The sequence below is a fragment of the uncultured Methylobacterium sp. genome, from assembly GCF_964242245.1.
In the GTDB taxonomy this organism is placed as follows: domain Bacteria; phylum Pseudomonadota; class Alphaproteobacteria; order Rhizobiales; family Beijerinckiaceae; genus Methylobacterium.
In genome coordinates this window covers 1-23,973 of sequence record NZ_CAXTBY010000015.1, presented here as the reverse complement: position 1 = coordinate 23,973, position 23,973 = coordinate 1, and the positions used below count along the sequence as shown (strand labels likewise).

The window sequence follows — 23,973 nt, the reverse complement described above, 5'->3', positions numbered from 1 at the left end:
TGCCGGTTTCGATCCCACCTACGGGCCGCATACGCAGGCCGGCCGGGATGCGATCAGCCCTTGCGGATGATCGGCGCATCGATCGGCGGGGGAGCCTTGCCCTTGCCCAGGCAGCCGGCCGCCTGAAACGCGATGGCGGCGGTCACCGCCAGAATTGCGATCTGCTTTACCTTGCCTCGATGTGCGGTCATTGCCCTCTCCCAATTGAGTGGTTAAGTCTTAGTCGTCAAAGGGCACTATAGATATGACATAATTGCAACACCATCATAAATTACGATTGTAAGTAGATTTAATTTTGACTAATAAAATATAAATATAAGCAATTCATATTTTTCAAGTACATGTATAATCTTCGTGTGATATAATATAACATGATTGTCATCTATTATCTCACGAAATTTAGCAAATCAGACATCTTTCAAGTCTGTTGATCGAAAATTCGGGAAGTTTTCTATGTTAGAACCATGATACCGAGCTTCGAGGTAGCTGGTCCACGTCTCGCTCTTCACGATGAGCACGTCGATTTACTGTCGAGATCAGGCAGAGTGATGAAGATCCATCTGGTCGCGGTCGGCACCCACGGCGACGTGCTCCCGTTCATCGCCCTTGGCGCTGAACTGATGCGCCGCGGCCACACCGTCATCTTGGCAGCACCGGCACCATTCGCGGCCTCAGCCGCACGGATCGGGCTCGCGTTTCATTCCCTCGGGACGCAGGCACAGTTCGACGACTTCGTCGCCGATCCGCAGCTCTGGCGGCCTTGGCGGGGGGTACGCGCCGCCTTCGACTTCTTCTCTGCGTTGACCGAGCCGACGTATCGCTGGCTCGAAGGCGGGTGGACCGATGGTATCGTCGTCGCCTCGACGCTGAGCCTCGGCGCGCGGGTCGCGCAGGACAAGCTCGACCTGCCGCTCATCGTCGTCCACGTGATGCCGATGCTGATGGAGAGCCGCCACGCGCCACCGATGCTGCCGGGCTTTCCGCTTCCACGGTTCCTTCCACCCCACGTCCGACACTGGTTGGGCCGCGGAGCCGACAAGTTCGTGATCCAGCCGGCCGCGCTGCCGCGCCTGAACGCGTTCCGCGCGACGATCGGCCTGCCGCGGGCCGGTCGGCTGCGCCACTGGTGGAACCTCACGCCACAGCTGATCCTGATGTTCCCCGACTGGTACGCTCCGCGCCAGCCGGACTGGCCGGCCCACGCGGTCCAAGTTGGGTTCCCGACTGCTGACCACCTGGGAGATGCTGCGGATTTGTCTCCGGCGCTGGCAGCATTCCTCGCGGCCGGCCCGAAGCCGTTGGTCTTCACTTACGGCTCGGGAATGCGGCAGGGGCGTCCGTTCTTCGAGACCGCGCGTGCGATCTGTGCACGGCTGAGACGTCGTGGCATCTTCCTGGCGCCACAGGAGGGGCAGGTGCCGCCCGATCTTGGGCGCGATGTGATCCATGTGCCCTTCGCGCCGTTGAGCCAACTGTTGCCGTGCTGTGACGCGCTCGTCCACCATGGCGGGATCGGCACCGTGGCGCTGGCGCTGAAGGCCGGCGTACCGCAGATGATCGTGCCGCTGGCCTTCAACCACTTCGACGAGGCGAGGCGGGTTACAGAACTCGGCGTTGGTGCGAGCTTGTCACGCCGCCGCTTCACCCCGGCCCGCGGCGCGCGGCGACTTACGCGCCTACTCTCCGATCCCGACGTCAAGCAGGCATGCCGCAACCTGCGGAACCATGCGCTTGATGGTGATGGTGTGAAGGAGGCTTGCGATGTCATCGAGCGCTCGATGCTTAAGTCGACTCTGGTGGTTTGAGTTGAGAAGTCATCGGCAGGATCGTGCGAGGCTGGCCGAGACTGCGTCGGCGGACTTGGTCCGGACGAACGGTTTGGGATGAGCGTTGGTCGCGGCGATGCGGGCCCGGATCGCGGCCTTCCGCGTCCGCCGTGCCGGTGAACGCCCCCGCGTCAGCCGACGCCGGCTCGGCAGCGAGAACCAACCTGCGACCAGGTTCAGCCACGACGGGCTCGTCGGCGTGAACGGCAGAGGAAACCGCGGGTGCTGAACCAGCCCGTCGTGCAGCAACGGCGTCTCGGGCGTCTTCAGGGTATCGACCACCAGATGAACCTCCAGATCCGGCGCAACGGTCTGTTCCGCCTGATCAAGGACGGCGCGGAACGCCGATCTGAAACCGCACTCGGATGCGGTTCGCGGCGGGCGGCCGGGACATCAACCCGTCACGACTTCCAGTTGGCTCGGCGGGAGCGTCCGCCACCAAGCGTCGGGCGCGTGGAAAGCCCCGTAGGTCAGCCCGAGGACGTGGTCGGGCTGGCGATGGGCGGGGTCAACAGCACCTCGTTCCGCGTTGCGGGCGAGCAAGACCTCCCAGGGCACGTCGAAGAGCTTCCATTCGACCGTGATCCGGAACCGCTCGATGATCGCCAGCGCGCCTTCGAACGCCGCAGGCGTCAGGTGGGTGTCGGCCATCACGACGTGGAAGCCCTGCGCGAGGGCGGTCTCGAGGGCCGCCTCCTTCACGCGGTGGAGCAGTCGCTGCGCCTCGTTGTCGTGGCGTCCCATCCGGACCTGCCAGTAGACCTGCCGATGCGGCGGCCACAGGGCTTGGCGCAGGTCGTCCAGGGTGAGGTGGACCCAGCCGTCGAGCGGATCGAACCGGCGCGCATAGGTCGTCTTGCCGGAGCCGGGGCAGCCGATCAGGCCGACGACCCGCTGGCGCGAGGCCATGCCTCCGATGGCGACGGGAGGCTCGCTCATGCGTGGACGTCGGCCGCCTCGTCCTCCTCCTCGTCGCCGGCCGCGGCCGCGATGGTCTCGCCGCGGAGGTAGCGCGCCTGGACCTCGGCGACGCGCCGGGCGCCCTGGGCGTGCCGGCTCGACACGGTGGGGGCAGCCCTCTCGCCCGCGCCGCGCTTGATCGCGACGAGTTCGGGATCGCCCCAGCGGTCGAGGAGAACCTGGAAGGCTTCGTGGCGGCCGGCATCGAAGGCGATGCGCTGGCCCATCATGTCCTTGTAGGGATGGGCCGGGTGCAGGCCGGCGCAGGGAACGAGCCCGGCCGGGATCGGCGTGGTCGCCGCATGCGTCCGACCGCCCTTGAGGAGCTTGGGCAGGACGTGGGTGTGCGGTCCCTCCGGGCTGGTGCCGCCGGGGCCCGGGATCGGGGCGTAGACCTCGACGCGCCCGATCCGTGCCAGGAAGACCCGGTGCGGGCTCAGGGCGACGAGGCGTTGTCCGATCGGGCCGGCGGGATCGAACACGGGCCTGCCGCAGCCCGCCCGCAGGCAGGCGATGGCCTCCGGGTCGCTGGTCCGCACGCAGGCATCGACCGCGCGCAGGTCGAGGCCGAGGTCGAACAGCACGCCGTCGCGATCCTGGGGCCTGGCCGCGTCGCGGTCGGGGCCGAGTTCCGTCACGACGCTCCGGCGGCTCATGGCGCAAGCATCCTCCGGCAGGCAGAGGGCGACGGCGTGGTTCCAGCCGGAGGACACGGACGTCTCGTAGGCGACCGGCCGCAGGTCGGCGCGGGGGCTGAGCGCGATGGCCCCGCGGGCGGTGGCCATGCCGAGCCGGTCGTCGGGAAGGCCGGAGATGGGCTCGTCGGGATCGCGCATGAACTCGGCGATGGCGCCGAAGCTGCCGAGGCTCCAGGCCGTGCCCGGATCGGCCAGCGCCTCGTGCAGGAGGGCCGCCACGGCGTCAGGATCGGCGAGGTGCACCATCGGTCTCCTCCAAGGTCGGCCCGGGTCGATTCCAGGGCAGGATGTAGCGCGTGCCGTCCGGATGCGCCCCGCGCCGGACCGTAACGCCGAACACGGACGCGAGCAGCGCATCCGTCAAGGCCGCATCGGGCCGACCGTCGGCCGCGATGCAGCCGTCGCGCATCACAACGACGCGGTCGCAGAACCGGGTCGGCGAGCCGCAGGACTAACTCGTCCGCGCACAGGTTCAGTGTGGCGGAATCGGCTACATCTTGCGGCCCATGACCGCCGCGAACGGTGCCAGCGACGCGCCAAGGCCTCCTCTCCGATCGCGGGCGCTCAAGGCCGGCGAGCACCTGAAGCTGTTCCCGAATCGGTCAAATCGCGAATCGGACAGCGCTCCACGCCGCGTCACCGGCGCGCTTGACCGGGGCTCGTCCCATCCATCTGATTGCCTCATGAAACGGCGAAGCCTGCTCACGGCCGCGAGCGCGGCCACGGTGATGACGCTCGGCGGCGTCGGCTACGCCGTGCACCGGCGCGGACGGAATCCGTACTATCGCGGGCCGGAGAGCGACCACTTCGACGGCGTGCGCTTCTTCGCGCCCGGACAGGTGGTCGACAAGGACCTCGCCGACATCGCCCGCTGGAAGTCCGCGCGGCAGGCCGAGGCTTGGCCGAGGCACTTTCCGAGCCCGTTCCCCGCCGACCGGCCGCCGGAGCGGGTCGCGGGCCTGCGGGTCGTGCTGATCGGGCACGCGAGCTACCTCGTCCAGGTCGCCGGCCGCAACATCCTGATCGACCCGGTCTTCGCCAAGCGCGCGAGTCCGGTGCGCTTCGCCGGCCCCAGGCGCGTGAACCCGCCCGGCATCGCGCTCGCCGACCTGCCGCCGATCGACGCCGTGCTCGTGACCCACAACCACTACGACCATCTCGACGGCCCGAGCCTCGCCCGGATCTGGCAGGCGCATCAGCCCCTGGTCGTCGCACCGCTCGGCAACGACGTCATCCTGCGCGGCTACGACGACACGATGCACGTCGAGACCCTGGATTGGGGCGGCTCGGTCGACCTCGGCGACGGGCTCATGGTCCACCTGACGCCGACCTGCCACTGGTCCGCCCGCGGCCTCAACGACCGGCGCATGGCCCTGTGGTGCGCCTTCGTCATCACGTCGCCGTCCGGCGTGCACTATCACGTCGGCGACACCGGGTTCGGCGACGGCGCGATCTTCCGCGACGTGCGAGCCCGGTTCGGGGTGCCCCGGCTCGCGACCCTGCCGATCGGCGCCTACGAGCCGCGCTGGTTCATGCAGGCCCAGCACATCAACCCGACGGAGGCGGTCGCGGCCGTCGCCCTGCTCGGGGACCCCCAGGCGCTCGGCCATCACTGGGGCACGTTCCGCCTCACCGACGAGGGCGTCGCACGGCCGGCCGAGGCGCTGGAGGCGGCGCTCGCCGCCGCCGGGCGCCCACCGGACAGCTTCCTGGCGCTGCGGCCCGGTCAGGTCTGGACGGCCTGAGACCGTGGGGCGTCGCACGGCCGGACCTCATGAGACCGACGAGGCCGCACCAGACCCGGCTGCCGGCCCGGGCAGGATACGCGATTCCGGCCATCGTTCGTCGGGTCTGCCGGTCGCGACGCGCACGCCCGCATCCCTGCTCGGCGTCTACACCAGCCATCTCACGGTGGTCGAGGGCAGCGGGTGAAGGTCCGGCAGCGCGCGATCGTCGCGCGAACTTGCGTCCCCGCGGACGACCGGACGCTACAGGATGAAGCGGCTGAGGTCGGCGTCGGCGGCCAAGCTCTCGACCCGGTCGCGGACGTAGGCCGCGTCGATCGCCACCGTCTCGCCGGAGCGGTCGGTGGCGGAGAACGAGATCTCGTCGATCACCCGTTCCAGCACGGTCTGGAGCCGGCGCGCGCCGATGTTCTCGACGGAGCCGTTCACCTCGACGGCCACGCGGGCGAGCGCGTCGACCGCGTCGTCCGAGAACGCCAGGGTGACGCCCTCGGTCTGCAGGAGCGCCACGGTCTGCTTCAGCAGGCTCGCCTCGGTCGAGGTGAGGATCTGCTTGAAGTCCTCCACGGTCAGCGGCTGCAACTCCACGCGGATCGGCAGGCGCCCCTGCAATTCCGGTAGAAGGTCGGCGGGCTTCGAGACGTGGAAGGCGCCCGAGGCGATGAACAGCACGTGGTCGGTCTTCACCGGGCCGTGCTTGGTCGCCACCGTGGTGCCCTCGATCAGCGGCAGCAGGTCGCGCTGCACGCCCTCGCGCGAGACGTCGGCCGAGGAGCGCCCTTCCCGCGCGCAGATCTTGTCGATCTCGTCGAGGAAGACGATGCCGTTGTCCTCGACCTCGCGGATCGCCTCGCGGATCAGCGCGTCGTCGTCGACGAGCTTGTCGGATTCCTCGGCGAGCAGCGGCGCGTAGGCGTCGCGCACGCTCATCCGGCGCGGCTTGCCCTTGGCGGCGCCGAACGCCTTGCCGAACATGTCGCCGAGGTTGATCGCACCCATCGACGCGCCGGGCATTCCGGGGATCTCGAACATCGGCATTCCGGAGGACGGGTTGCCGACGAGCTCGATCTCGACCTCCTTGTCGTCGAGCTGGCCGTCGCGGAGCTTTCTGCGGAAGCTGTCGCGGGTCGGCGCGGAGGCGGTCGGGCCGACCAGCGCGTCGAGGATACGGTTCTCGGCCGCGGCTTCCGCCCTGGCCTTGACCGCTTTGCGCTTCTCCTCGCGCACGAGGCCGATCGCGACCTCGACGAGATCGCGCACGATCTGCTCCACGTCGCGGCCGACGTAGCCGACCTCGGTGAACTTGGTCGCCTCGATCTTGAGGAAGGGCGCGCCCGCGAGCCGCGCCAGCCGCCGCGCGATCTCGGTCTTGCCGCAGCCGGTCGGGCCGATCATCAGGATGTTCTTCGGGGCGACCTCCTCGCGCAAGGGGCCGGTGAGCTGCTGGCGGCGCCAGCGGTTGCGCAGGGCGATCGCGACCGCGCGCTTGGCATCGTGCTGCCCGACGATGAAGCGGTCGAGCTCCGAGACGATCTCGCGAGGGGAGAAGGTGGTCATCGGGCTCCGATCGGGTGAGGCGGCAGGGCGGCGAGGCGGGGGGTGAGGCCGCGCTGAATGGCCCTGCACAGGACACGCCGGCCTGGGCCGAGCCCGACGAAGGCGTCGCGCGGGAGGGTGCTCGAGGACGCGGCCGAGCCTACGTCTCCGTGGCCGAGGGCGTTCACCTGCGCGAGCGCGCGGATGCCGGGAACCGCCGCGCGCGGCGCGATGGCATGGTCGATCACCGCAAGGCCGCCGGCGTGCGAAGGACGGGAAGGCCGCCGGCGTGCGAAGGACGGGATCGATCAGGCTGGCCCATGGCACCGATCTAAGGGTGGACGCCGACGCTTTCCAGGTCCGCATCGGGAGACCGGATCGACACGATCGGCGTGCCCCTCGATCACGCGCGGACCTGACCCTCTTGCCTGGAAGGATTGGTTGCCTGGAAGGCCGGACGGCGGAGCCGGTGCTTCAAGCGGCCCGCACCTCGCGCACGAACCCTTCGACCTCGCCGCCGAGGCCGTCGGAGCGGTGGGCGAGGTCTTCGGCCGCGGCGAGCACCTGCGCGGCGCCCGACCCCACCTGGAGGGCGGCGGCCTGGACCCCGGCCATGGTCTCGGTGACGGCCTGGGTGCCCCGCGCCGCGTCGCCGACGCTGCGCGCAATCTCCTGCGTCGCCAGTTGCTGCTCCTCCACCGCGGCTGCGACCCCAAGGGCGATCTCGTGCACGGAGCCGATGCTGCCGCCGATCTCCTCGATCGCGATGACGGCCTCGGCGGTCGCCGCGCGGATCGCAGCGATCTGCGCCGTGATCTCGTCGGTGGCCCGTGCGGTCTGGCCGGCGAGGTTCTTCACCTCGCTCGCCACGACCGCGAAGCCGCGCCCCGCTTCGCCCGCGCGGGCCGCCTCGATGGTGGCGTTCAAGGCCAGCAGGTTGGTCTGGCCGGCGATGCCGGAGATCAGCGACACCACCTCGCCGATACCGGCGGCGCTGCGGGCGAGGCGCTGCACGGCGTCGTTGGTGCGCCGGGCACTCTCGACGGCGCCGGCGGCGGCGACCGAGGTCTGCGAGACCTGCGCGCCGATCTCGTTGGCGGTCGCGGCGAGTTCCTCCGTCGCTGCCGCCACCGCCTGGACGTTCATCGAGGCTTGGTCCGCCGCCGCCACGACGGCGCGGGACTGGAGGTTGGTGTGCTCGGCGTTCTCCGCCAGGGCGCGGGCGGTCTCCTCCATCGTGCCGGCCGCCAGCGCGAGGTGGCCGACGAGGCCGCCGATGCTGCCCTGAAACCGGTCGGCGAGCGCGTCCATCGCGGCGCGCTTGGCAGCGCCCGCCTCGACGGCGACCGCCGCTTGCCTGTGCCGCATCGCGTCGGCCTCGCGCATCGCGTCGGCGAAGATGCGCATGCTCGCCCAGATCGCGCCGATCTCGTCGCGGCTGGGCTTCACCGCGGGGAGCGCGCGGTCGCCCTCCGACAGGCGGCGGATCGCGGCGGAGACGGCGGTCAGCGGCCGCACGATCTGCCGGTAGCCGAAGACCCCGCCGATCAGCAGCCCGCTCAGCGTGCCGCCGAAGGCCAGGGCGACGAGGAGGCGGAGCCGCTCGGCGGACAGGGCGTCGGTCGCTCGATCGATCGCGTCGATCCGCGCGCGACCGCGCGTCACGAACGCGTCGATGCTCGTCTGGAAGGCGACGCGGTTGGCCCGGTTCTCCTCGGTAAAGCCCTGATCGGCGGCGGCCCGCGGCGAGACCTCGGTCCCGAGCCGCGCCGTCTCCGTGCGGTGGCGCTTGAACGCCGCCGCGTCCCGCATCACCTGCGCGAACAGCGCGCGGTCGGCGGCCGGCAGCGCCGGGCTCCACGCGCCCAGCAGCGCATCGATGGCGGAGAGGTCGCGGAGGATGCGCTCGGCGTACTTGCCGGCCGCGGCCACGTCGGCGGCGGCGTAGATGCCGCGGGATTCGAGGGCCGTGTCGGTGGCGAGCCGGTTGAGTTCGGCGGCAAACAGGGCGTTCTCGGTCGCGTTGCGCGCCTCACGGATGGAGGCGTCGAATCTGCGCAGGGTATCGATGCTGATGCCCGCGACGACGAGGGTGACGACGCTGCAGGCGGCAACGAAACCGAGAAGCTTGGCACCGATCTTCATGACTCTCTTCGCCTTCCACTTTGCTGCCGGCATCATGAAGAACGCTGATCAAGATCAGGTTAAGGGTTCCTCATCAAGCAACCGACTGACAGCGACGATTGAACCGGCGCTTCGTGAGGCGCTCCAAGCCCGCGGCGTCGCGCGGATGAGTGCGCCGCGGGCGCAGCGGCCTCGCGACCGCCACCTGCGACCTTGACAGACTGTCGCAGGTTGTTGCGTCGCAGCATGGCGAAGCCCTTATCCGCCGACGTGGCTCCCATTTCGAAACCGATGCGCCCTCCCGTGCGCCTCGTTCAGGACGCTTGATGCGGAAGATCCTGTTGCTGGCCGGCCTCGCCGCGCTCGCGCTGCTGCTCGCGGGCCTGCCACGGACGTCGATCCCGCGCTTCGCCACCGGTGCATTCGCGGCGATGGCCACGTCCGTCGAGGCTGCGCAGGTCGAGGGCTCCGCAGCCGTGCTGGATGTTGCCGGCGCCGACGATCCGTCAGCCTTCCAAGGCCGCGAGCCGGGCCCGACACCCCTGCCCCGCCACGTCGCGGCGGACTTCCGCCCCGCGGCGGACCCCGTGCAGTCCGTGCGGATGCCCCGGCCGGTGGACGAACCTCCCAGGCGGGTCTAGGGCATCGTCCGCGCGGGTTCTCGCCGCTGCCATCCGGCGCGGCGACGCTCGGGCCGAACGTCCGCCTTGACCACCGGCCTCGTGGTCGCGAGGACCACGCGTCCGGTGCGGGATCGCCGCGTGATCTGCGACCCTGCTCCTCCGACCCGCCGCTCGTCGCCCTCCGCAGCGACGCCGCACCGGGCCGGAGCAGCGTCGGCCAAACCCCCGCGGTCCGCTTGAGAAGACCGGTCCCGAACCGTACAGTCGCGCCGTCGCGGTTCGCGTGCGAGCCGCGACCAGTCAGGCTCGGCGGGCGTACGTCCGAACAGACACCGGGCGCCGAACTTCCGGTGCCCGGTCCGCCCCGAGATGCGTTTCGCAGGAGCGACGTGACCTTGATCTCCCCTCCCGCTTCCCGCCGGACGCGGCCCGCCAGCCTCGCCCTCGGCGCGGTCCTGACGGCCCTGTCCGCCTGCAACCAGAAGCAGGCGGCGGCCCCCGCCCCCGCGCCGCCGGAGGTGGGCATCGTCACCGTCGCGCCGCAGGCGATCCCCTACGTGCGCGACCTTCCCGGCCGGGTGGCGCCGATGCGGATCGCCGAGGTGCGCTCCCGCGTGTCCGGCCTCGTGGTCAAGCGGCTGTTCGAGCAGGGCAGCCAAGTGCATGAGGGCGATGTCCTCTACAAGATCGATCCCGCCCCCTACCAGGTCGATCTGATGAGCGCCGAAGCGGCGCTCGCCCGCCAGGAGGCGGCCCTGGTGCTCGCCAACCAGCAGGCCGAGCGGATGGAGACGCTCCTCACCCGCCAGTCCGCGAGTCAGGCGCAGTACGACACCGCATTCGCCGGCAAGAAGCAGTCGGAGGCCGAGGTCGCAGGCGCCAGGGCGACCCGCGACCGCGCCCGGCTGAACCTGAGCTGGACCGACGTGCGCGCGCCGATCTCCGGCCGCATCGGCCGGGCGCTGCTGACCGAAGGGACGCTCATCGAGTCCGGCATCACCGGCGTCCTCGCCACGATCCAGCAGCTCGATCCGATCTACGTCGACATCACCCAGTCGGTGGGCGAACTGAACAAGCTGCGGCGGGATCTCGCCAGCGGTGAGCTCTCGCGCCTGGAGCGCGACTCCGCCAACGTCCACCTGATCATGGACGATGGGGCGCTCTATCCGCTCGCCGGCCAGCTCCTGTTCTCGGACGTCACCGCCGACCCGAGCACCGGGCAGGTGACCCTGCGCGTGCAGATCCCCAACCCGCACGACGAGCTGTTTCCCGGAATGTACGTGCGGGCGCGGATCAAGCAGGGCATCGATTCCGACGCCATCGCCGTGCCCCAGCAGGCGATCCAGCGCACCGACGACGGCAAGGCCGAGGTCTGGGTCGTCAAGGACGGCGACAAGGTCGTGCGCCAGACCGTGGAGGTCGGCCCGGTGGTCGGCACCAACTGGCTGATCCGCGACGGGCTGAAGGCCGGGGAGCGGGTGGTGACCGAGGGCTTCCAGAAGATCGTCGCGGGCCAGCAGGTCCGTCCGATCGATCGCGCGCCGCACCCGGGAGAGGCCGGGCCCAGGCCCGAGACCGACGGGACCCCGCGGGCCGGGACCAGAACCTCGGATGCCGAGACGTCGGATGCGAAGGCTGCCGAGGCTGGGGCCGGCAAGCCGCGCTGACCCGCAACTCTCCCGACGGATCGACCTGGCCCGACGGACCGACCTGGAGCCATCCATGGCACGCTTCTTCATCGACCGGCCGGTCTTCGCCTGGGTCGTCGCGCTGTTCATCATCCTCGGCGGCGCGCTCAGCCTGCCGCTGCTGCCGGTGGCGCAGTACCCGGTGATCGCGCCCCCGTCGATCGCCGTATCGACGGCCTATCCCGGCGCGTCGGTCGAGAGCCTCTACACCGGCACCACGCGTCTCATCGAGGACGAGCTCAACGGCGCCGCCAACATCCTGAGCTTCGAATCGACCAGCGACGCGTTCGGCGCCGTCAACATCACCGCCACCTTCCAGCCGGGCACGGACCCGGCGCTGGCCTCCGTCGAGGTGCAGAACCGCCTCAAGCGCGTCGAGGCCCGGCTGCCGGCGGAGGTGCGCCAGCAGGGCATCCTCGTCGAGGAGGCCTCGGCCGCCACGCTCAACATCATCACCCTGGTCTCCACCGACGGCACGATAGACGAGATCGGGCTCGGCGACTTCCTGATCCGAAACGTCATCAACGAGATCCGCCGCATTCCCGGCGTCGGCCGCGCGACCCTGTACTCGACCGAGCGCTCGCTCCGGATCTGGGTCGACCCGGACAAGCTGCGCGGCCTCTCGCTCAACGCCGAGGGCGTGACGGAGGCGATCCGCAACCAGAACGTCCAGGTGGCCTCCGGCGCGGTCGGCGCCCAGCCGAGCCCGTTCACACAGGCGATCACCGCGCCGATCATCGTCAGGGGCCAGCTCAGGACCATCGAGGAGTTCGGCGCGATCGTGCTGCGCGCCAACTCCGACGGGTCGAACGTGCGCCTGCGCGACGTTTCCCGGATCGAGCTCGGCGGCGACGCCTACCAGTTCTCGACGCGCCTGAACGGCGGCCCGGCCGCCGGCATCTCGGTGACGCTCGCCCCCGACGGCAACGCCCTCCAGACCGCCGTCGCGATCCGGACCAAGATGGAGGAGCTGTCGCAGTTCTTCCCCGGCAACGTGAAGTGGGACATCCCCTACGACATCACGCCCGCGGTGAAGGCCTCGATCGAGAAGGTGCTGTACACCCTCCTCGAGGCCGTCGCGCTGGTGTTCGTGGTGATGTTCCTGTTCCTGCAGAACATCCGCTACACCCTGATCCCGACCATCGTCGTGCCGATCGCCCTGATGGGCACCTGCACGGTGATGCTGCTGTCCGGCTTCTCGATCAACGTGCTGACGATGTTCGGCATGGTGCTCGCCATCGGCATCCTCGTCGACGACGCCATCGTCGTGGTCGAGAACGTCGAGCGCATCATGAACGAGGAGGGGCTCTCCCCGAAGGAGGCCACCCGCAAGGCCATGGACCAGATCACCGGCGCGATCATCGGCATCACGCTGGTGCTGGTCGCGGTGTTCATCCCGATGGCGTTCTTTCCCGGCTCGGTCGGCATCATCTATCGCCAGTTCTCGATCGCGATGGTGACCTCGATCGCCTTCTCGGCGCTGCTGGCCCTGTCGCTGACGCCGGCGCTCTGCGCCACGCTGCTGAAGCCCGTCGAGAAGGGCCATGCGCACGCCAAGGGCGGCGTGTTCGGTTGGTTCAACCGCCTGGTCGAGCGCGAGACCAAGCGCTACGGCCGCGGCACCGCGTGGTTCATCGCCAAGTCCGGCCGGGTGATGCTGGTCTACCTCGCTCTGGCAATAGGCGTCGCCTTCGCCTTCGCGCGCCTGCCCGAGGGCTTCCTGCCGCTGGAGGACCAGGGCTTCTTCACCGTCGACGTCCAGACGCCGCCGGGCGCCTCGTTCAACCGCACGCAGGCCGCCGTGCGCAAGGTCGAGGACCACCTGCTCGCGCAACCGGGCGTCGCCACCGTGACGATGCTGAACGGCTTCTCCTTCTCCGGCCAGGGCTCGAACACCAGCCAAGCCTTCGTCACCCTGAAGCCGTGGGGCGAGCGCAACGTCGGCAATTCCGCCGCCGCCCTCGTTGCCGGCACCAACGCGGCGCTTTCCGGCTACCGCGACGCGATCGTCGATGCGCAGGAGCCGCCGCCGGTGGACAACCTCGGCAACGCGGCAGGCTTCTCCTTCCGCCTCCAGGACCGGGCGCAGAAGGGCTACGCCGCCCTGCTCGCCGCGCAGGAGCAGCTCCTGAAGCTCGCGACGGCGAGTCCGGTGCTCCAGAAAGTGAAGATCGAGGGCCTGCCCCCGGCGCCGGAGGCCGAACTGATGATCGACCGCGAGAAGGCGGCTGCGCTCGGCGTCAAGTTCGAGGACATCAACGCCACGATCCAGGTCAACCTCGGCTCGCTCTACACCAACGACTTCCCGAACCGGGGCAAGATGCAGCGCGTGATCGTGCAATCGGAGGCTCTCCAGCGCATGCAGGCCGTCGACATCCTGAACTATGGGGTGCGGAACGCGTCCGGCACGATGGTGCCGATGTCCGCGTTCTCCGGCCTGAAATGGGGCCTGGGCCCGCAGCAGATCGTCGGCTTCAACGGCTACCAAGCGGTCCGCATCACCGGCGAGCCGAACTCCGGCTACAGCTCGGGCGACGCGATCGCCGAGATGGAGCGGCTGATGCTGCAACTGCCCAAGGGCTTCGGCTACACCTGGACCGGCCAGTCTCTGCAGGAGAAGCAGGCGGGCGGCCAAGCCTCGCTGCTGCTCGCGCTCTCGGTGCTGATCGTGTTCCTGTGCCTCGCCGCCCTCTACGAGAGCTGGGCGATCCCGGTCTCGGTGCTGCTGGTGATCCCGCTCGGCGTCGTCGGCTCGGTGGCGGCGGTCTATCTCAGGGGCCTGCCCAACGACGTCTACTTCAAGATCGGGCTGATCACGATCATCGGCCTCTCGGCCAAGAACGCGATCCTCATCGTCGAGGTCGCCAAGGACCTGTGGAAGCCCGGGACCTCGATCGTGACGGCCGCGATCAAGGCCGCGACGCTGCGCTTCCGCCCGATCGTGATGACCTCGCTCGCCTTCATCTTCGGCGTGGTGCCGCTCGCCATCGCCACCGGTGCCGCCTCGAAGAGCCAGCAGGCGATCGGCACCGGCGTGATGGGCGGCATGATCTCGGCCACCGTGCTGGCCGTGTTCTTCGTGCCGGCGTTCTTCGTCGTCGTGATGCGCCTGTTCCGCCGCCGGGACGTCGCGGCCGGCGAGCGGACGGAGGTGGGAACAGGCGAGGACCGCCCGCGGCACGACCACTGGGTTCCGGCGGAGTAGGACTCGGCGGAGCGGCAGCGGGCCGGCTCCGCGTCCGTGCGCGACCGGCGACCTGCCCGAGAGCGCGCCGAAGCTCAGCGCGCGGCGCGCACCGGCCCCGTCGCCACGGGTCGGGCGACATCCGCCCCCCACTCGGACCACGAGCCGTCGTAGAGCGCGCGGGCGGGGCGGCCCAGCGTCTCCAGCGCGAGCGCGACGATCGCCGCGGTGACGCCGGAGCCGCAGGTCGTGACGATCGGTCGGTCGGGATCGACGCCGTTCTCGGCGAAGACCGTCCGCAGGGCGTCCGGCGGCTTGAGGTGGCCGTCGCTGAGCAGGGCGGCGTAGGGCAGGTTCAGGGCGCCCGGCATGTGGCCGGGGCGCACGCCCGGGCGCGGCTCAAGCTCCTCGCCGCGGAAGCGCGGGCCGGATCGGGCATCGACCACCTGCGCCGTCCCGGTTTCCAGGGCGCGGGCCACGTCGTCGGCGTCCGCCACCGCTCCGTGGTCGAGGCGTGCGGAGAAGTGGCGCCGGTCGCGCAAGCGAGGCTTGCCCTCCTCGGTGGGGTGGCCGGCGGCGATCCAGGCCGGCAGCCCGCCGTCGAGGACGCAGGCGTCGCCGACCCCGAACGTGCGCAGCATCCACCACACCCGGGGCGCCGAGAACAGGCCGTGCCCGTCGTAGACGACGATCTGCATGCCGTCGCCGACGCCCAAAGCCCGCATCCGCGAGGCGAACACCTCCGGGCGCGGCATCATGTGCGGCAGGCTGGCCGCATCGCTCATCGCGTCGATGTCGAAGCGGATCGCGCCGGGGATGTGCGCGTCGCGGTACTCGGCCTCCGGATCGCGCCCGGCGGTCGGCAGGTACCACGAGCCGTCGAGCACCACGATGTCGGGCGCCGCCAAGCGCCGGTGCAGCCATTCGGCCGAGACGAGGGGCGGATGCGCCATCTTTTCGAGATCCGTTGGAAGCTGCGGTTCGGTCCAGTCAACCACAGGGCGGGAACGGATGCACGTTCCCGGCTGCGCGCAACGCCGGATGCAGCCGAAAGCCTGCCGCCGTTCCGGAGCGATGGTGCGCGTGGCGTTGCCCGTTCATGGCGGGAACACCCGACGCGCCCGGGGCTGCTCCGCGAGGCGCCGGGATCGGAGCCACGAGCCTGATCGCCATCCGGATGCCGAAGGGCACGTGCCCGTGACCGATCGGCGCATCGCTACGGAGCACGGAGCCGCGCTCAAGCCGGCGCGGACACCGGCCGGCGCGGAGCGGGAGACCGGCGTGTGCGGCACGGTGCACGGTGCGTACGTGCCGGACCCTGAAGGCTGTGCGCCGTTGCAGCCGACGCGGCCGGACTTGTTTCCGCTGCGAACAATGCCAGCTATACCAAGACGATGACGCTGCCGTTCCGGTCCATGCCGGACCCGTGCGGGCCGGTCTCCGCGACGCGTTGCATGATCGTCGGAACGGAACCGGTCGTGGCGGGTGCGGCCAGCTCAGACCTTCAACGCCTGCCGGGCTGCCTTCGGCGCCAGCACAAGATCACGCGAGCATTCAGTGCGATGAACCAACTCGTCCGCATGTCCCAGGTCGCAGAGGCCGAGACCGTCAAGGAGCCTTCGGCGGAGCTGCGCGTGCCGTTCGCGCAATCGGGCGCCTTCGTCTGCAAGTTCATCATCGGCGAACCGAACGATCGGGCCGTGTGCTGCGGCGCGCCGGTATCCGACGGCAAGAGCTGGTGCGCGTTCCACCGCCGGATCGTGTTCGAGCCGACGCGGCCCGGCCGCATCCGCTAGAGCATTTTCCATGATCCCCGATCACGGAAAATGCTCTCTCCTTGCGTGGTCGCATTGCCTTCGCGCGAGCCGGCATCCGCTGCGCTTGAAGATGCTCTAGGCACGCGCAACGACGCTCAATCGAACGCGTCGTCGCCCTCGTAGGGCCGGTAGGTTCTGAGGACGCGGCCGTCGGGGAACTGGACCGAGCGGGAGCGGATGACGAGGTAGCCCGCCGCCTGGGCCGCTGCGATCCGGCGTGCGCCCTCGTCGCCATCATAGAAACCACCGATCCGTTCCTCGTAGGTCGGACGCACGGCGCGGCCGATCCGCATCGGCGCGACGCCGGAACGGGGATCGTCGCGCCCGTCGATGAAGCCCGGAGCGGCGGAGCGGGCAATCCGGCGCGTCCTCTCGCGCGTGGCGGCAACGTGCGGCCGGATGGCGCGCGCGCGCGGGGCAGACTCGGCCACCATGCGCGATCGGGCTGCCGCGGCCATGCGCGAGGGCTTTGCACCCTGAGTCCTTCCGGCTCGGCGACCAAGCTCGGCCGGCGCATCGCGCTTTGCCTCGGTTGCCAGCGGTTTCGTGACGGCAGCGTTGCTCGTGACGGAGCCTGCGGCCGGCGCGTCGGCGGCGGGCGGTGAGGCGGGACGCCTTTCTGGCGGGGTGGCGGCATTGCGCGCCGGTGGATCGCTCCAGGTGCTGCCGGCGGGCGTCGTCTGCGCGCTTGCCGGACTCAGGCTCAAGGCCAGGATAACGGCGGCTCCCAGGCTTCCGCGGATTCCTATCGGCATCATGCGCTCCCGAGCGGCCGCACGTCTCGCGCGAGAGGCGCGGATGATGTCGGCGGAAAAGCCTAACGAAACCTTGGCGTTTCGTCCACGGCGATCACGCGGCGCCCACGGGCGGGCTCATCGGACGCTTGAGCGAGCGGCTCGCGGCCGCGTGCGACGGCGTCCGCGCTTGCATCGCACGCAGGTCTCGCCGACATGCCCGAACGATGTCGGCCGCCCTCCCTGCAATCCTCCGAATCCTCCTGCTCGGCATCCTCGTGCTGTTCCTGCTGCCGCTCGCGAGCCACGCCCTGTGGTGGACGATGCGCGGGAACGGAGAGGGCGACTGGGCTGCGGCCGACTGGTCGAGCGCCGGGCTGCTTCCGGCTCCCCGGGCGGCACCCGAGGCGATGGTCCGGGTCTACGCGGCCCGGGTCGGACGCTGGCGCGGCATCTTCGCCCATCATAGCTGGATCGTGGTCAAGGCGGCCGGCGCCCCGCGCTACACCCGCTACGACGTGGTCGGCTGGGGCCGGCCGGTGCGCACTGACGGCTGGGCCGCGGACGGGCGCTGGTTCGGCAACGCGCCGGAACCCGTTCTGGCCCTGGACGGGCCCGCTGCCGAGGCCGCGATCCCCGCGGTCCGCGCGGCGGTGGAGAGCTATCCCCACCGCGCGGCGGGTTCGTACCAAGCGTGGCCGGGGCCGAACTCGAACACCTTCGCCGCCCACGTGCTGGCCCACATCCCCGACAGCGGCGCCAGCCTGCCGCCGACCGCGCTCGGCAAGGACTGGACGCCCCTCGGCACCTTCGCCGAGATCACCCCGAGCCGCACGGGGCTGCGGCTGAGCCTTGCCGGTTATGCCGGACTGACGCTCGGCTGGGTCGAGGGCATCGAGATCAACCTCCTCGGCGCGGTCGCCGGCCTCGACCTGCGCCGCCCGGCGGTGAAGCTGCCGGGCTGGGGGCGGATCGGGCTGTTCTCGTAGGGCCGAACCCCGGACCGCCCGCCGCGGCGAGGCATTTTTGCCACGGTCCGCCCCCTGATGCGGTGGGTCCACATCCCGTGATTGCCGTAGTTATAGCATTTGCTATATCGCGGTTCGAACGGGATGCGGAGGCAGGTGGTGCGATATCGGAACGAGGCGTATCTCTCCGCAGCGCGAAGCCTCGCGGCCGGCGGGGCCCTGCTGCTGCACGGCCTCTGCTTCGCGCCTACGGCGCAGGCTGCCGACCTCGCTGCTCCGCGTCCGGCCGGGCCCGCCTTCGTCGACTGGTCGGGCGGCTACGTCGGGATCGAGGGCAGCGCCGGCGCCTCGTTCGGCGCGTTCGGCTTCGGGCCGACGACGATCGGCGGACGCACCGTGCCGGCCTTCAGGACGGGCGACGCCACCGGCCGGTCCGACCGGAGCCGCGAGGCGACCACCGCCGTCGGCGGCGTCTTCGGTGGGTGGAACTGGCAGGCCGGACCGTGGGTCTACGGCGTCGAGGCCGACATCGTCGGCGCCAACCTGAAGCGGCCCGTCGCTTCCACCGCCACCGGCTTCGGCTACGAGGCGGTCGACCCGGCCTTCGACGTCGTGCGGGCCAAGACCGACCTGTACGGCACGCTGCGGGCGCGCTTCGGCTACGCGTTCGAACGTTCGCTGGTCTACGCCACCTTCGGCCTCGCCGGCGCCGAGACGCGGTTCCGGGCCACCTATCCCGACCTCGGCGGGGGACCCGCCGCGGCGGCGAGGGCCGAGTCGGGCTATCTCGGCTTCACGCTCGGCGCCGGGGTGCAGTACGCGATCTCGGAGCACGTGGCGCTGGGGCTCGACTACCGCTACGCCGACCTCGGCGGCAGCGGGCGGCGCGACCTCGGCGCGGTGCCGGGCGGCGGTCCGGTCGCAACGCGGGCGCACCAGACCGCGAACCAGATGCTGGCGCGCCTCTCCTGGTATCCCGGCGGGCTTCGTCTCCCGCCGGAGCCCGACGAGACCGCCCTGCACGATCCCGACAGCGGCGACACCGGCCGGTTCTCGCTCCACGGCCAGACCACCTTCGTGAACCAGGGCGTCCCGGGCTTCCGCTCGCCCTACCTCGGTCCCAACAGCCTCGTGCCGCATCAGGCCCAGGCCACCACGACGGCCACCGCCTTCCTCGGCTTCAAGCTGCTGGAGGGCACCGAACTCTACTACAACCCCGAGTTCAGCCAGGGCTTCGGCCTGTCGCGGACGCTGGGGGTGGCCGGCTTCGTCAACGGCGAGGCGCAGAAGGCCGGCGCCCCCTTCCCGAAGCTGCGCTCGAACCGCTACTTCGTCCGCCAGACCTTCGGCCTCGGCGGCGAGAGCGAGGCGGTGCCCGACGGGCCCAACCAGGTCGCGACGCGGCGCGACGTCGAGCGGATCACGGTGGTCGCCGGCAAGTTCGCGCTGGGCGACTTCTTCGACGGCAACGTCTACGCCCACGACCCCCGCGTCGACTTCATGAACTGGTCGCTCTGGGCCGCCTCCGCCTGGGACTTCCCGGCCAACCTCCCCGGCTTCACGCAAGGGCTCTACGTCGAGTACAACCGCGCCGAGTTCGCGGTGCGCGCCGCCTACACCCAGGTGCCGAAGGAGCCGTCGAGCGACGTGCTCGACCCGCGGGTGTTCGAGCGCGCCGGCCTCAACGTCGAGTTCGAGGAGCGCCACGTGCTGCCGGGGCTGGAGCAGCCGGGCCGGGTGCGCCTCGGGTTCTTCTCGAACGAGGGCAACACCGCCGCTTATCGGCAAGTGGTCGCCCTGACCGATGCCGGCCTCTTCGGAGACGTGAACGACGCGGTCTCCGCCACCCGCCGGCCGCGCCGCAAGACCGGCGGCTACGTCAACCTCGAGCAGGCGGTGACCGCCGACCTCGGCGTGTTCGCCCGCGCCAGCCTGTCGGACGGGCGCAGCGAGAGCCTGTCCTTCACGGACGTGGACCGCAGCGTCTCCGGCGGCATCTCGCTGAAAGGAACCGCGTGGGACCGGCCGGGCGACACCGTGGGCCTCGGCGCGACCGCGAACGGCCTGACGCCCGCCCACCGCGCCTTCTTCGCCGCCGGCGGCCTCGGCCTGCTGATCGGCGACGGCCGCCTGACCTACGCGCCCGAGCGCGCCCTGGAGGCCTACTACGCGTTGGGCCTCACGAAGTCCGTGACCCTGTCCTTCGACTACCAGTTCGTGCAGAACCCCGCCTACAACCGCGACCGAGGGCCGGTGAACGTCTTCGGCACCCGGCTGCACGCGGATTTCTAGGGCACCTGCGATTCGCCCGTGCCCGATCATCTCGCGAGGCCGCGTGCTCCTCAGGTGTACCGCTCGCACGCGCGCTCGTGGCGGCTCCAAGAGCCGCCGCGTGGCGTCGAGCCTCGCGGCAGTGGGCCGCTCTACGGATCGCACGCGCTCGCGCGACGCAGGCTTTCCGCATCGCACCTCCGGACGGCGTCAGGACGACACCCAGCGTTTGACGCGCCGAGCGTCCCGCTGTACCGATCGGTATTATCTGTACCGCTTGGTACAGAAAGACGCAGAGATCAGGAGGCTCCCATGGTCGAGGCCCGCCCGCCGCTTCCCCCCTTCACCCGCGAGGGCGCCATCCAGAAGGTCCGCGCCGCCGAGGATGGCTGGAACGGCGGCAACCCGGAGAAGGTGTCGCTCGCCTACACCGCCGACAGCCGCTGGCGGAACCGGTCGGACATCTTCCAGGGCCGCCCCGCGATCGTCGCGTTCCTCACGCGCAAGTGGCAGCAGGAGCAGGAGTACCGCCTGATCAAGGAACTCTGGGCCTTCACCGACGACCGCATCGCCGTCCGCTTCGCCTACGAGTTCCACGACGAGGCCGGGGCTTGGTACCGCGCCTACGGCAACGAGAACTGGGAGTTCGACGCGCACGGCCTGATGCGCGTCCGCCACGCCAGCATCAACGACCTGCCGATATCGGAGAGCGAGCGCAAGTTCCACTGGGACCGCTCCGGACCGCGCCCGGCCGACCACCCGAGCCTGTCCGACCTCGACCTGTAAGCGGGAGGACGATGCCGAAGACCGTCAGCGAACGCTCGGACGTGCTCCCGCTCCTCGCGGAGGTGTTCCGGGAGCACGGGTTCGCGGGCGCCAGCCTCGCGGTGATCGCCGGGCGGACGGGTCTGGGCAAGGGCAGCCTCTACCACTTCTTCCCCGGCGGTAAGGCGGAGATGGCCGCCAGCGTCCTCGACGAGATCGACGCTTGGTTCGAGGCCAACATGTTCCGGCCGCTCCGAGAGGACGCCGACCCGTCGGCGGCCATCGGCGCGATGTTCCGCACCACCGACGCCTACTTCCGCTCCGGCCGCCGCCTGTGCCTCGTGGGCGTGCTGGCGCTGGGCGACGCGCAGGACCGGTTCGCCGAGCGGATCAACGCCTACTTCGCGGCGTGGCGCGACGCGCTCGCCGAGGCCCTGCGCCGGGCCGGGACCGAGGCGGGGCTGGCGGGGGACCTCGCGGAGGAGGTCGTCACCGCCATCCAGGGCGGTCTCGTCGCGGCGCGCGCCCTGCGGGATCCCGGCGTGTTCGGGCGGACGCTCGGCCGCCTGGAAGCGCGCCTCCCCGCCGGATCGCGGGCTCCTTCCAGGGCCGCCGAGCCCGGTTCGTCGTGAGTCAGCGCCGCTCCCGCATCCGGGCCTTCGACCCCGCCCCGACATCCGGCGTGACGGGACTTGCCGGGCCGATGATGGTCGCCGCCCGGACGGCAATCGGATGCCGGCCTTCCGGAGATGGCCCGGGTGCTGGATCAGTTCCAGGTTGACATCGACGACATCCGGCTGACCGGTTCCCGGATCTGCGCCGGCATGCGCCGGACCGGTCAGGGTTCGTCCGTTGCCGTCCCGAAGATCGGCGTGAAGGCGGCGCGAAGCTGCATGTCGACCTCCTCCGGGCTCACCAGCCGGCCGAGGTCGGCTAGGCTCGTCACCCCGTGTCCGCGAATGCCGCAGGGCACGATGCCGGAGAAGTGCGACAGGTCGGGATCGACGTTGAGGCTGATCCCGTGGAAGCTCACCCAGCGCCGAACGCGGATGCCGATCGCGGCGATCTTGTCCTCCGCAGCCCGCCCGTTCACCAGACCCTTCTCCGGCCGGCGCACCCAGACGCCGACGCGGTCCTCGCGGCGCTCGGCCACGACGTTGAAGGCCGCGAGCGTCGCGATGATCCAGGCTTCCAGCGCGGCCACGTAGGCGCGCAGATCCGCGCGGCGGCGGTTGAGGTCCAGCATCACGTAGGCGACCCGTTGCCCGGGCCCGTGATAGGTGTACTGGCCGCCCCGCCCCGTCCGGTAGACCGGAAACCGTGCCGGCGCGACGAGGTCGGCGTCCCGCGCCGAGGTGCCGGCGCTGTAGAGGGCCGGGTGCTCCAGCAGCCAGACGCACTCGGGCGCCTGCCCCCGCCCGATCCGCTCCGCCCGCGCCTCCATCCAGGCGAGCGCGGCCGCGTAGGCCACCGGTTCGTCGCTGATCCGCCACGCCACCAGCGGGGAGCCGGCCCGCGGCAGGAAGGCCTCGGGCAAGGCTGCGAGGCGCGGCGTCTCGTTTACCAAGGCTTCACCATCCTGTGCCGATGCTCTCCTCCCACCGGCCCGCGCCGGTGGCAAGGTGATGGTCGGGGGGAGGTCTGCGGCGCGTGGCGGTTCTGGAGGACCTCAAGGTCGATCTCACGGTGGTGCTCGGACGCAGCCACATGCCGCTGCACATGCTGCTGCGGATGGGCCGCGGCGCGGTGATCGAGCTCGAAGCGACCGAGACCGACATGGTCGAGATCCTCGCCAACGACCATCCGGTCGCCCGCGGCCAGATCGTCGTGACCGGCAACCGCATCTCGATCGAGGTGACCGAACTGATCCGCAAGGCGGAGGCGATCCGCGCCCCCGGCGTCACCATCGGCGACGGCGCCGTACCGTTCCTGGAGCGTCTCGATCCCGCCTGACGTCCGCGATGCGGCGCTTGTGGGAACCGGATCGATCTGGTATCCGCAGCGCCGCCGTCCCGAGACGCCGGCCGCCAACGCGGCACCGGATCGCGGCGAGCGAGCGGGACCCGACGGGTGCCGATGCGGCCATGGCGGAATTGGTAGACGCGCTAGCTTGAGGTGCTAGTCCTGCAAGGGGTGGAGGTTCGAGTCCTCTTGGCCGCACCAGTCTAATTTCATTGAAAATTTCGACTTTTGTTCGGCTGAAGAGATCGTGTCTCGGACGACGGTTTACAAAACCTGCTCAGCCGATGTTCCTCCGGTGCGAATTGAGCTTCACGATCCCGCTGCGCGCCAGGTCGCGGGTGCGAGCGAGATAGGCCTCCAGGATCTTGTGAACGCTGGCGATCTGTGGCCGGTGATCCCACGGTCGCGCGCCCACGACAGCACCCGCTGCATGGCGGCGAGCTTGTTGTCGGCCGCGCGCGGATAGTCCGCCGCGAGCTTGCATCGCAGCAGGATCGGCCGGATCTCCCGGTTCGTGTCCCACAGTCGAGCAAGCCCGACCGGCGCGTCGCTCACGACAACTCCAGGCCGGCGAGCGCGTCGGCGACCTCCGCCTCGCTCAGGGTCCGGATCACCGGGCCGGAGGTCCAGACCAGCATCGGCCGCACGCGGTGCCCGGGATAGATCCGCCCGAGCAGGCGCGCGTAGAGGGCGACCTGCGCGGTCTCGGGTCCCGGCGGGGGGGCGCCCTCGGCCGGCGGGCGGCCGGTCTTGAAGTCGGCGAGCCAGACCGTGTCGGCGGTGACGGCCAAGCGGTCGACGCGGCCGAAGACCGGGCGCTCGATCCCGCCGACGGCGACCCGCCCCGACAGGCTGACCTCCGCCCGGGCGTCGCGGGCGAACAGCGGCGCGAGGCCGGGCACGGCGAGGAGGTCGAGGGCCGCCTGCACGATCGCCCGGCGCTTGGCCTCCGGGAAGGCCGGCGCCCGGGCCCGTACGAAGGCCGCCGCCGCCCGCGCGCGCGCCTCCGGCTCGAGCCGCGGCAGGTGCTCCAGCAGGGCGTGGATCAGCTTGCCGCGCCGCCGCGCCTCGG

The 23,973-nt window shown here is 70.6% G+C and carries 22 protein-coding genes and 1 tRNA gene; 13 read left to right on the top strand and 10 right to left on the bottom strand.

All coding sequences use genetic code 11. The features are described 5' to 3' along the window. Positions 1 to 53: 53 nt before the first annotated feature. Entirely contained in the window at positions 54 to 191 is a 138-nt protein-coding gene (locus ACFE8Y_RS05910) for a hypothetical protein (RefSeq protein WP_375463466.1), read from the bottom strand. 357 nt (positions 192 to 548) lie between these two features. On the opposite strand from ACFE8Y_RS05910, the gene ACFE8Y_RS05905 reads away from it, so the two are divergent. Continuing rightward, on the top strand, positions 549 to 1,805 hold the full coding sequence (locus tag ACFE8Y_RS05905; protein ID WP_375463465.1) for a glycosyltransferase: 1,257 nt from the start codon (positions 549 to 551) through the stop codon (positions 1,803 to 1,805). A 414-nt stretch (positions 1,806 to 2,219) separates the two neighbouring features. On the opposite strand, the gene ACFE8Y_RS05900 is transcribed toward ACFE8Y_RS05905, so the two are convergent. After that, positions 2,220 to 2,765 (bottom strand): AAA family ATPase, encoded by a 546-nt coding sequence (locus ACFE8Y_RS05900; protein WP_375463464.1) that lies wholly within the window; start codon positions 2,763 to 2,765, stop codon positions 2,220 to 2,222. Beyond that, positions 2,762 to 3,730 carry a DUF6925 family protein gene (locus tag ACFE8Y_RS05895; protein WP_375463463.1) on the bottom strand — a complete coding sequence of 323 codons (969 nt, stop codon included), beginning with the start codon at positions 3,728 to 3,730 and terminating at the stop codon, positions 2,762 to 2,764. Before ACFE8Y_RS05895 ends, ACFE8Y_RS05900 begins: the two co-directional genes overlap by 4 nt. A gap of 437 nt (positions 3,731 to 4,167) precedes the next feature. Here ACFE8Y_RS05895 and ACFE8Y_RS05890 point away from each other — a divergent pair, with 437 nt between their 5' ends. Both ACFE8Y_RS05890 and ACFE8Y_RS05885 read left to right on the top strand, forming a co-directional pair. Further along, positions 4,168 to 5,229 carry an MBL fold metallo-hydrolase gene (locus ACFE8Y_RS05890; protein ID WP_375463462.1) on the top strand — a complete coding sequence of 354 codons (1,062 nt, stop codon included), beginning with the start codon at positions 4,168 to 4,170 and terminating at the stop codon, positions 5,227 to 5,229. Positions 5,230 to 5,233: 4 nt separating this feature from the next. Further along, complete coding sequence (locus tag ACFE8Y_RS05885; RefSeq protein ID WP_375463461.1) at positions 5,234 to 5,416, top strand: hypothetical protein; 183 nt, start codon at positions 5,234 to 5,236, stop codon at positions 5,414 to 5,416. Positions 5,417 to 5,472: 56 nt separating this feature from the next. Here ACFE8Y_RS05885 and hslU read toward each other — a convergent pair whose 3' ends face one another. Beyond that, entirely contained in the window at positions 5,473 to 6,786 is a 1,314-nt protein-coding gene (gene hslU / locus ACFE8Y_RS05880; RefSeq protein ID WP_375463460.1) for an ATP-dependent protease ATPase subunit HslU, read from the bottom strand. Between the two features lie 453 nt (positions 6,787 to 7,239). Beyond that, the gene (locus tag ACFE8Y_RS05875) at positions 7,240 to 8,910 is read right to left on the bottom strand and encodes a methyl-accepting chemotaxis protein (protein WP_375463459.1); all 1,671 of its coding nucleotides are present in this window, start codon (positions 8,908 to 8,910) and stop codon (positions 7,240 to 7,242) included. Between the two features lie 305 nt (positions 8,911 to 9,215). On the opposite strand from ACFE8Y_RS05875, the gene ACFE8Y_RS05870 reads away from it, so the two are divergent. The 3 genes from ACFE8Y_RS05870 to ACFE8Y_RS05860 all read left to right on the top strand — a co-directional run bounded on the left by ACFE8Y_RS05870 (position 9,216) and on the right by ACFE8Y_RS05860 (position 14,405). Then, positions 9,216 to 9,530, top strand: a complete 315-nt coding sequence (locus tag ACFE8Y_RS05870) for a hypothetical protein (RefSeq protein ID WP_375463458.1) — start codon at positions 9,216 to 9,218, stop codon at positions 9,528 to 9,530. A 332-nt stretch (positions 9,531 to 9,862) separates the two neighbouring features. Beyond that, complete coding sequence (locus tag ACFE8Y_RS05865) at positions 9,863 to 11,179, top strand: efflux RND transporter periplasmic adaptor subunit (RefSeq protein ID WP_375463457.1); 1,317 nt, start codon at positions 9,863 to 9,865, stop codon at positions 11,177 to 11,179. A gap of 55 nt (positions 11,180 to 11,234) precedes the next feature. Continuing rightward, positions 11,235 to 14,405, top strand: coding sequence for a multidrug efflux RND transporter permease subunit (locus ACFE8Y_RS05860; RefSeq protein WP_375463456.1), 3,171 nt, complete (start codon positions 11,235 to 11,237; stop codon positions 14,403 to 14,405). 74 nt (positions 14,406 to 14,479) lie between these two features. Here ACFE8Y_RS05860 and sseA read toward each other — a convergent pair whose 3' ends face one another. Next, complete coding sequence (sseA, locus tag ACFE8Y_RS05855) at positions 14,480 to 15,337, bottom strand: 3-mercaptopyruvate sulfurtransferase (protein ID WP_375463455.1); 858 nt, start codon at positions 15,335 to 15,337, stop codon at positions 14,480 to 14,482. A 609-nt stretch (positions 15,338 to 15,946) separates the two neighbouring features. Between sseA and ACFE8Y_RS05850 the strand changes: the two genes are divergently transcribed. Next, entirely contained in the window at positions 15,947 to 16,180 is a 234-nt protein-coding gene (locus tag ACFE8Y_RS05850; protein ID WP_375463488.1) for a GcrA family cell cycle regulator, read from the top strand. Between the two features lie 116 nt (positions 16,181 to 16,296). Here ACFE8Y_RS05850 and ACFE8Y_RS05845 read toward each other — a convergent pair whose 3' ends face one another. Then, complete coding sequence (locus ACFE8Y_RS05845) at positions 16,297 to 16,908, bottom strand: hypothetical protein (RefSeq protein ID WP_375463454.1); 612 nt, start codon at positions 16,906 to 16,908, stop codon at positions 16,297 to 16,299. Between the two features lie 254 nt (positions 16,909 to 17,162). On the opposite strand from ACFE8Y_RS05845, the gene ACFE8Y_RS05840 reads away from it, so the two are divergent. The 4 genes from ACFE8Y_RS05840 to ACFE8Y_RS05825 all read left to right on the top strand — a co-directional run bounded on the left by ACFE8Y_RS05840 (position 17,163) and on the right by ACFE8Y_RS05825 (position 21,571). Beyond that, positions 17,163 to 17,924 carry a DUF3750 domain-containing protein gene (locus ACFE8Y_RS05840; RefSeq protein WP_375463453.1) on the top strand — a complete coding sequence of 254 codons (762 nt, stop codon included), beginning with the start codon at positions 17,163 to 17,165 and terminating at the stop codon, positions 17,922 to 17,924. Positions 17,925 to 18,122: 198 nt separating this feature from the next. Next, positions 18,123 to 20,195 (top strand): carbohydrate porin, encoded by a 2,073-nt coding sequence (locus ACFE8Y_RS05835; RefSeq protein WP_375463487.1) that lies wholly within the window; start codon positions 18,123 to 18,125, stop codon positions 20,193 to 20,195. A gap of 291 nt (positions 20,196 to 20,486) precedes the next feature. Beyond that, positions 20,487 to 20,960, top strand: coding sequence for a DUF1348 family protein (locus ACFE8Y_RS05830; RefSeq protein WP_375463452.1), 474 nt, complete (start codon positions 20,487 to 20,489; stop codon positions 20,958 to 20,960). A gap of 11 nt (positions 20,961 to 20,971) precedes the next feature. After that, entirely contained in the window at positions 20,972 to 21,571 is a 600-nt protein-coding gene (locus ACFE8Y_RS05825; protein ID WP_375463451.1) for a TetR/AcrR family transcriptional regulator, read from the top strand. 206 nt (positions 21,572 to 21,777) lie between these two features. On the opposite strand, the gene lipB is transcribed toward ACFE8Y_RS05825, so the two are convergent. Further along, the gene (gene lipB, locus ACFE8Y_RS05820; protein WP_375463450.1) at positions 21,778 to 22,506 is read right to left on the bottom strand and encodes a lipoyl(octanoyl) transferase LipB; all 729 of its coding nucleotides are present in this window, start codon (positions 22,504 to 22,506) and stop codon (positions 21,778 to 21,780) included. Between the two features lie 83 nt (positions 22,507 to 22,589). On the opposite strand from lipB, the gene ACFE8Y_RS05815 reads away from it, so the two are divergent. Together ACFE8Y_RS05815 and ACFE8Y_RS05810 are read left to right on the top strand one after the other, a co-directional pair. Beyond that, a complete protein-coding gene (locus tag ACFE8Y_RS05815; protein WP_375463449.1) occupies positions 22,590 to 22,892 on the top strand; it encodes a FliM/FliN family flagellar motor switch protein in 303 nt (100 codons plus the stop codon). Between the two features lie 125 nt (positions 22,893 to 23,017). Continuing rightward, a tRNA-Leu gene (locus ACFE8Y_RS05810) sits at positions 23,018 to 23,102 on the top strand. Positions 23,103 to 23,210: 108 nt separating this feature from the next. Here ACFE8Y_RS05810 and ACFE8Y_RS05805 read toward each other — a convergent pair. Both ACFE8Y_RS05805 and ACFE8Y_RS05800 read right to left on the bottom strand, forming a co-directional pair. After that, positions 23,211 to 23,456, bottom strand: a complete 246-nt coding sequence (locus tag ACFE8Y_RS05805; protein WP_375463448.1) for a hypothetical protein — start codon at positions 23,454 to 23,456, stop codon at positions 23,211 to 23,213. Next, positions 23,453 to 23,973 (bottom strand): PD-(D/E)XK nuclease family protein (locus tag ACFE8Y_RS05800; RefSeq protein WP_375463447.1); only part of this gene is annotated, 521 nt, incomplete at its 5' end. The genes ACFE8Y_RS05805 and ACFE8Y_RS05800, both read right to left, overlap by 4 nt.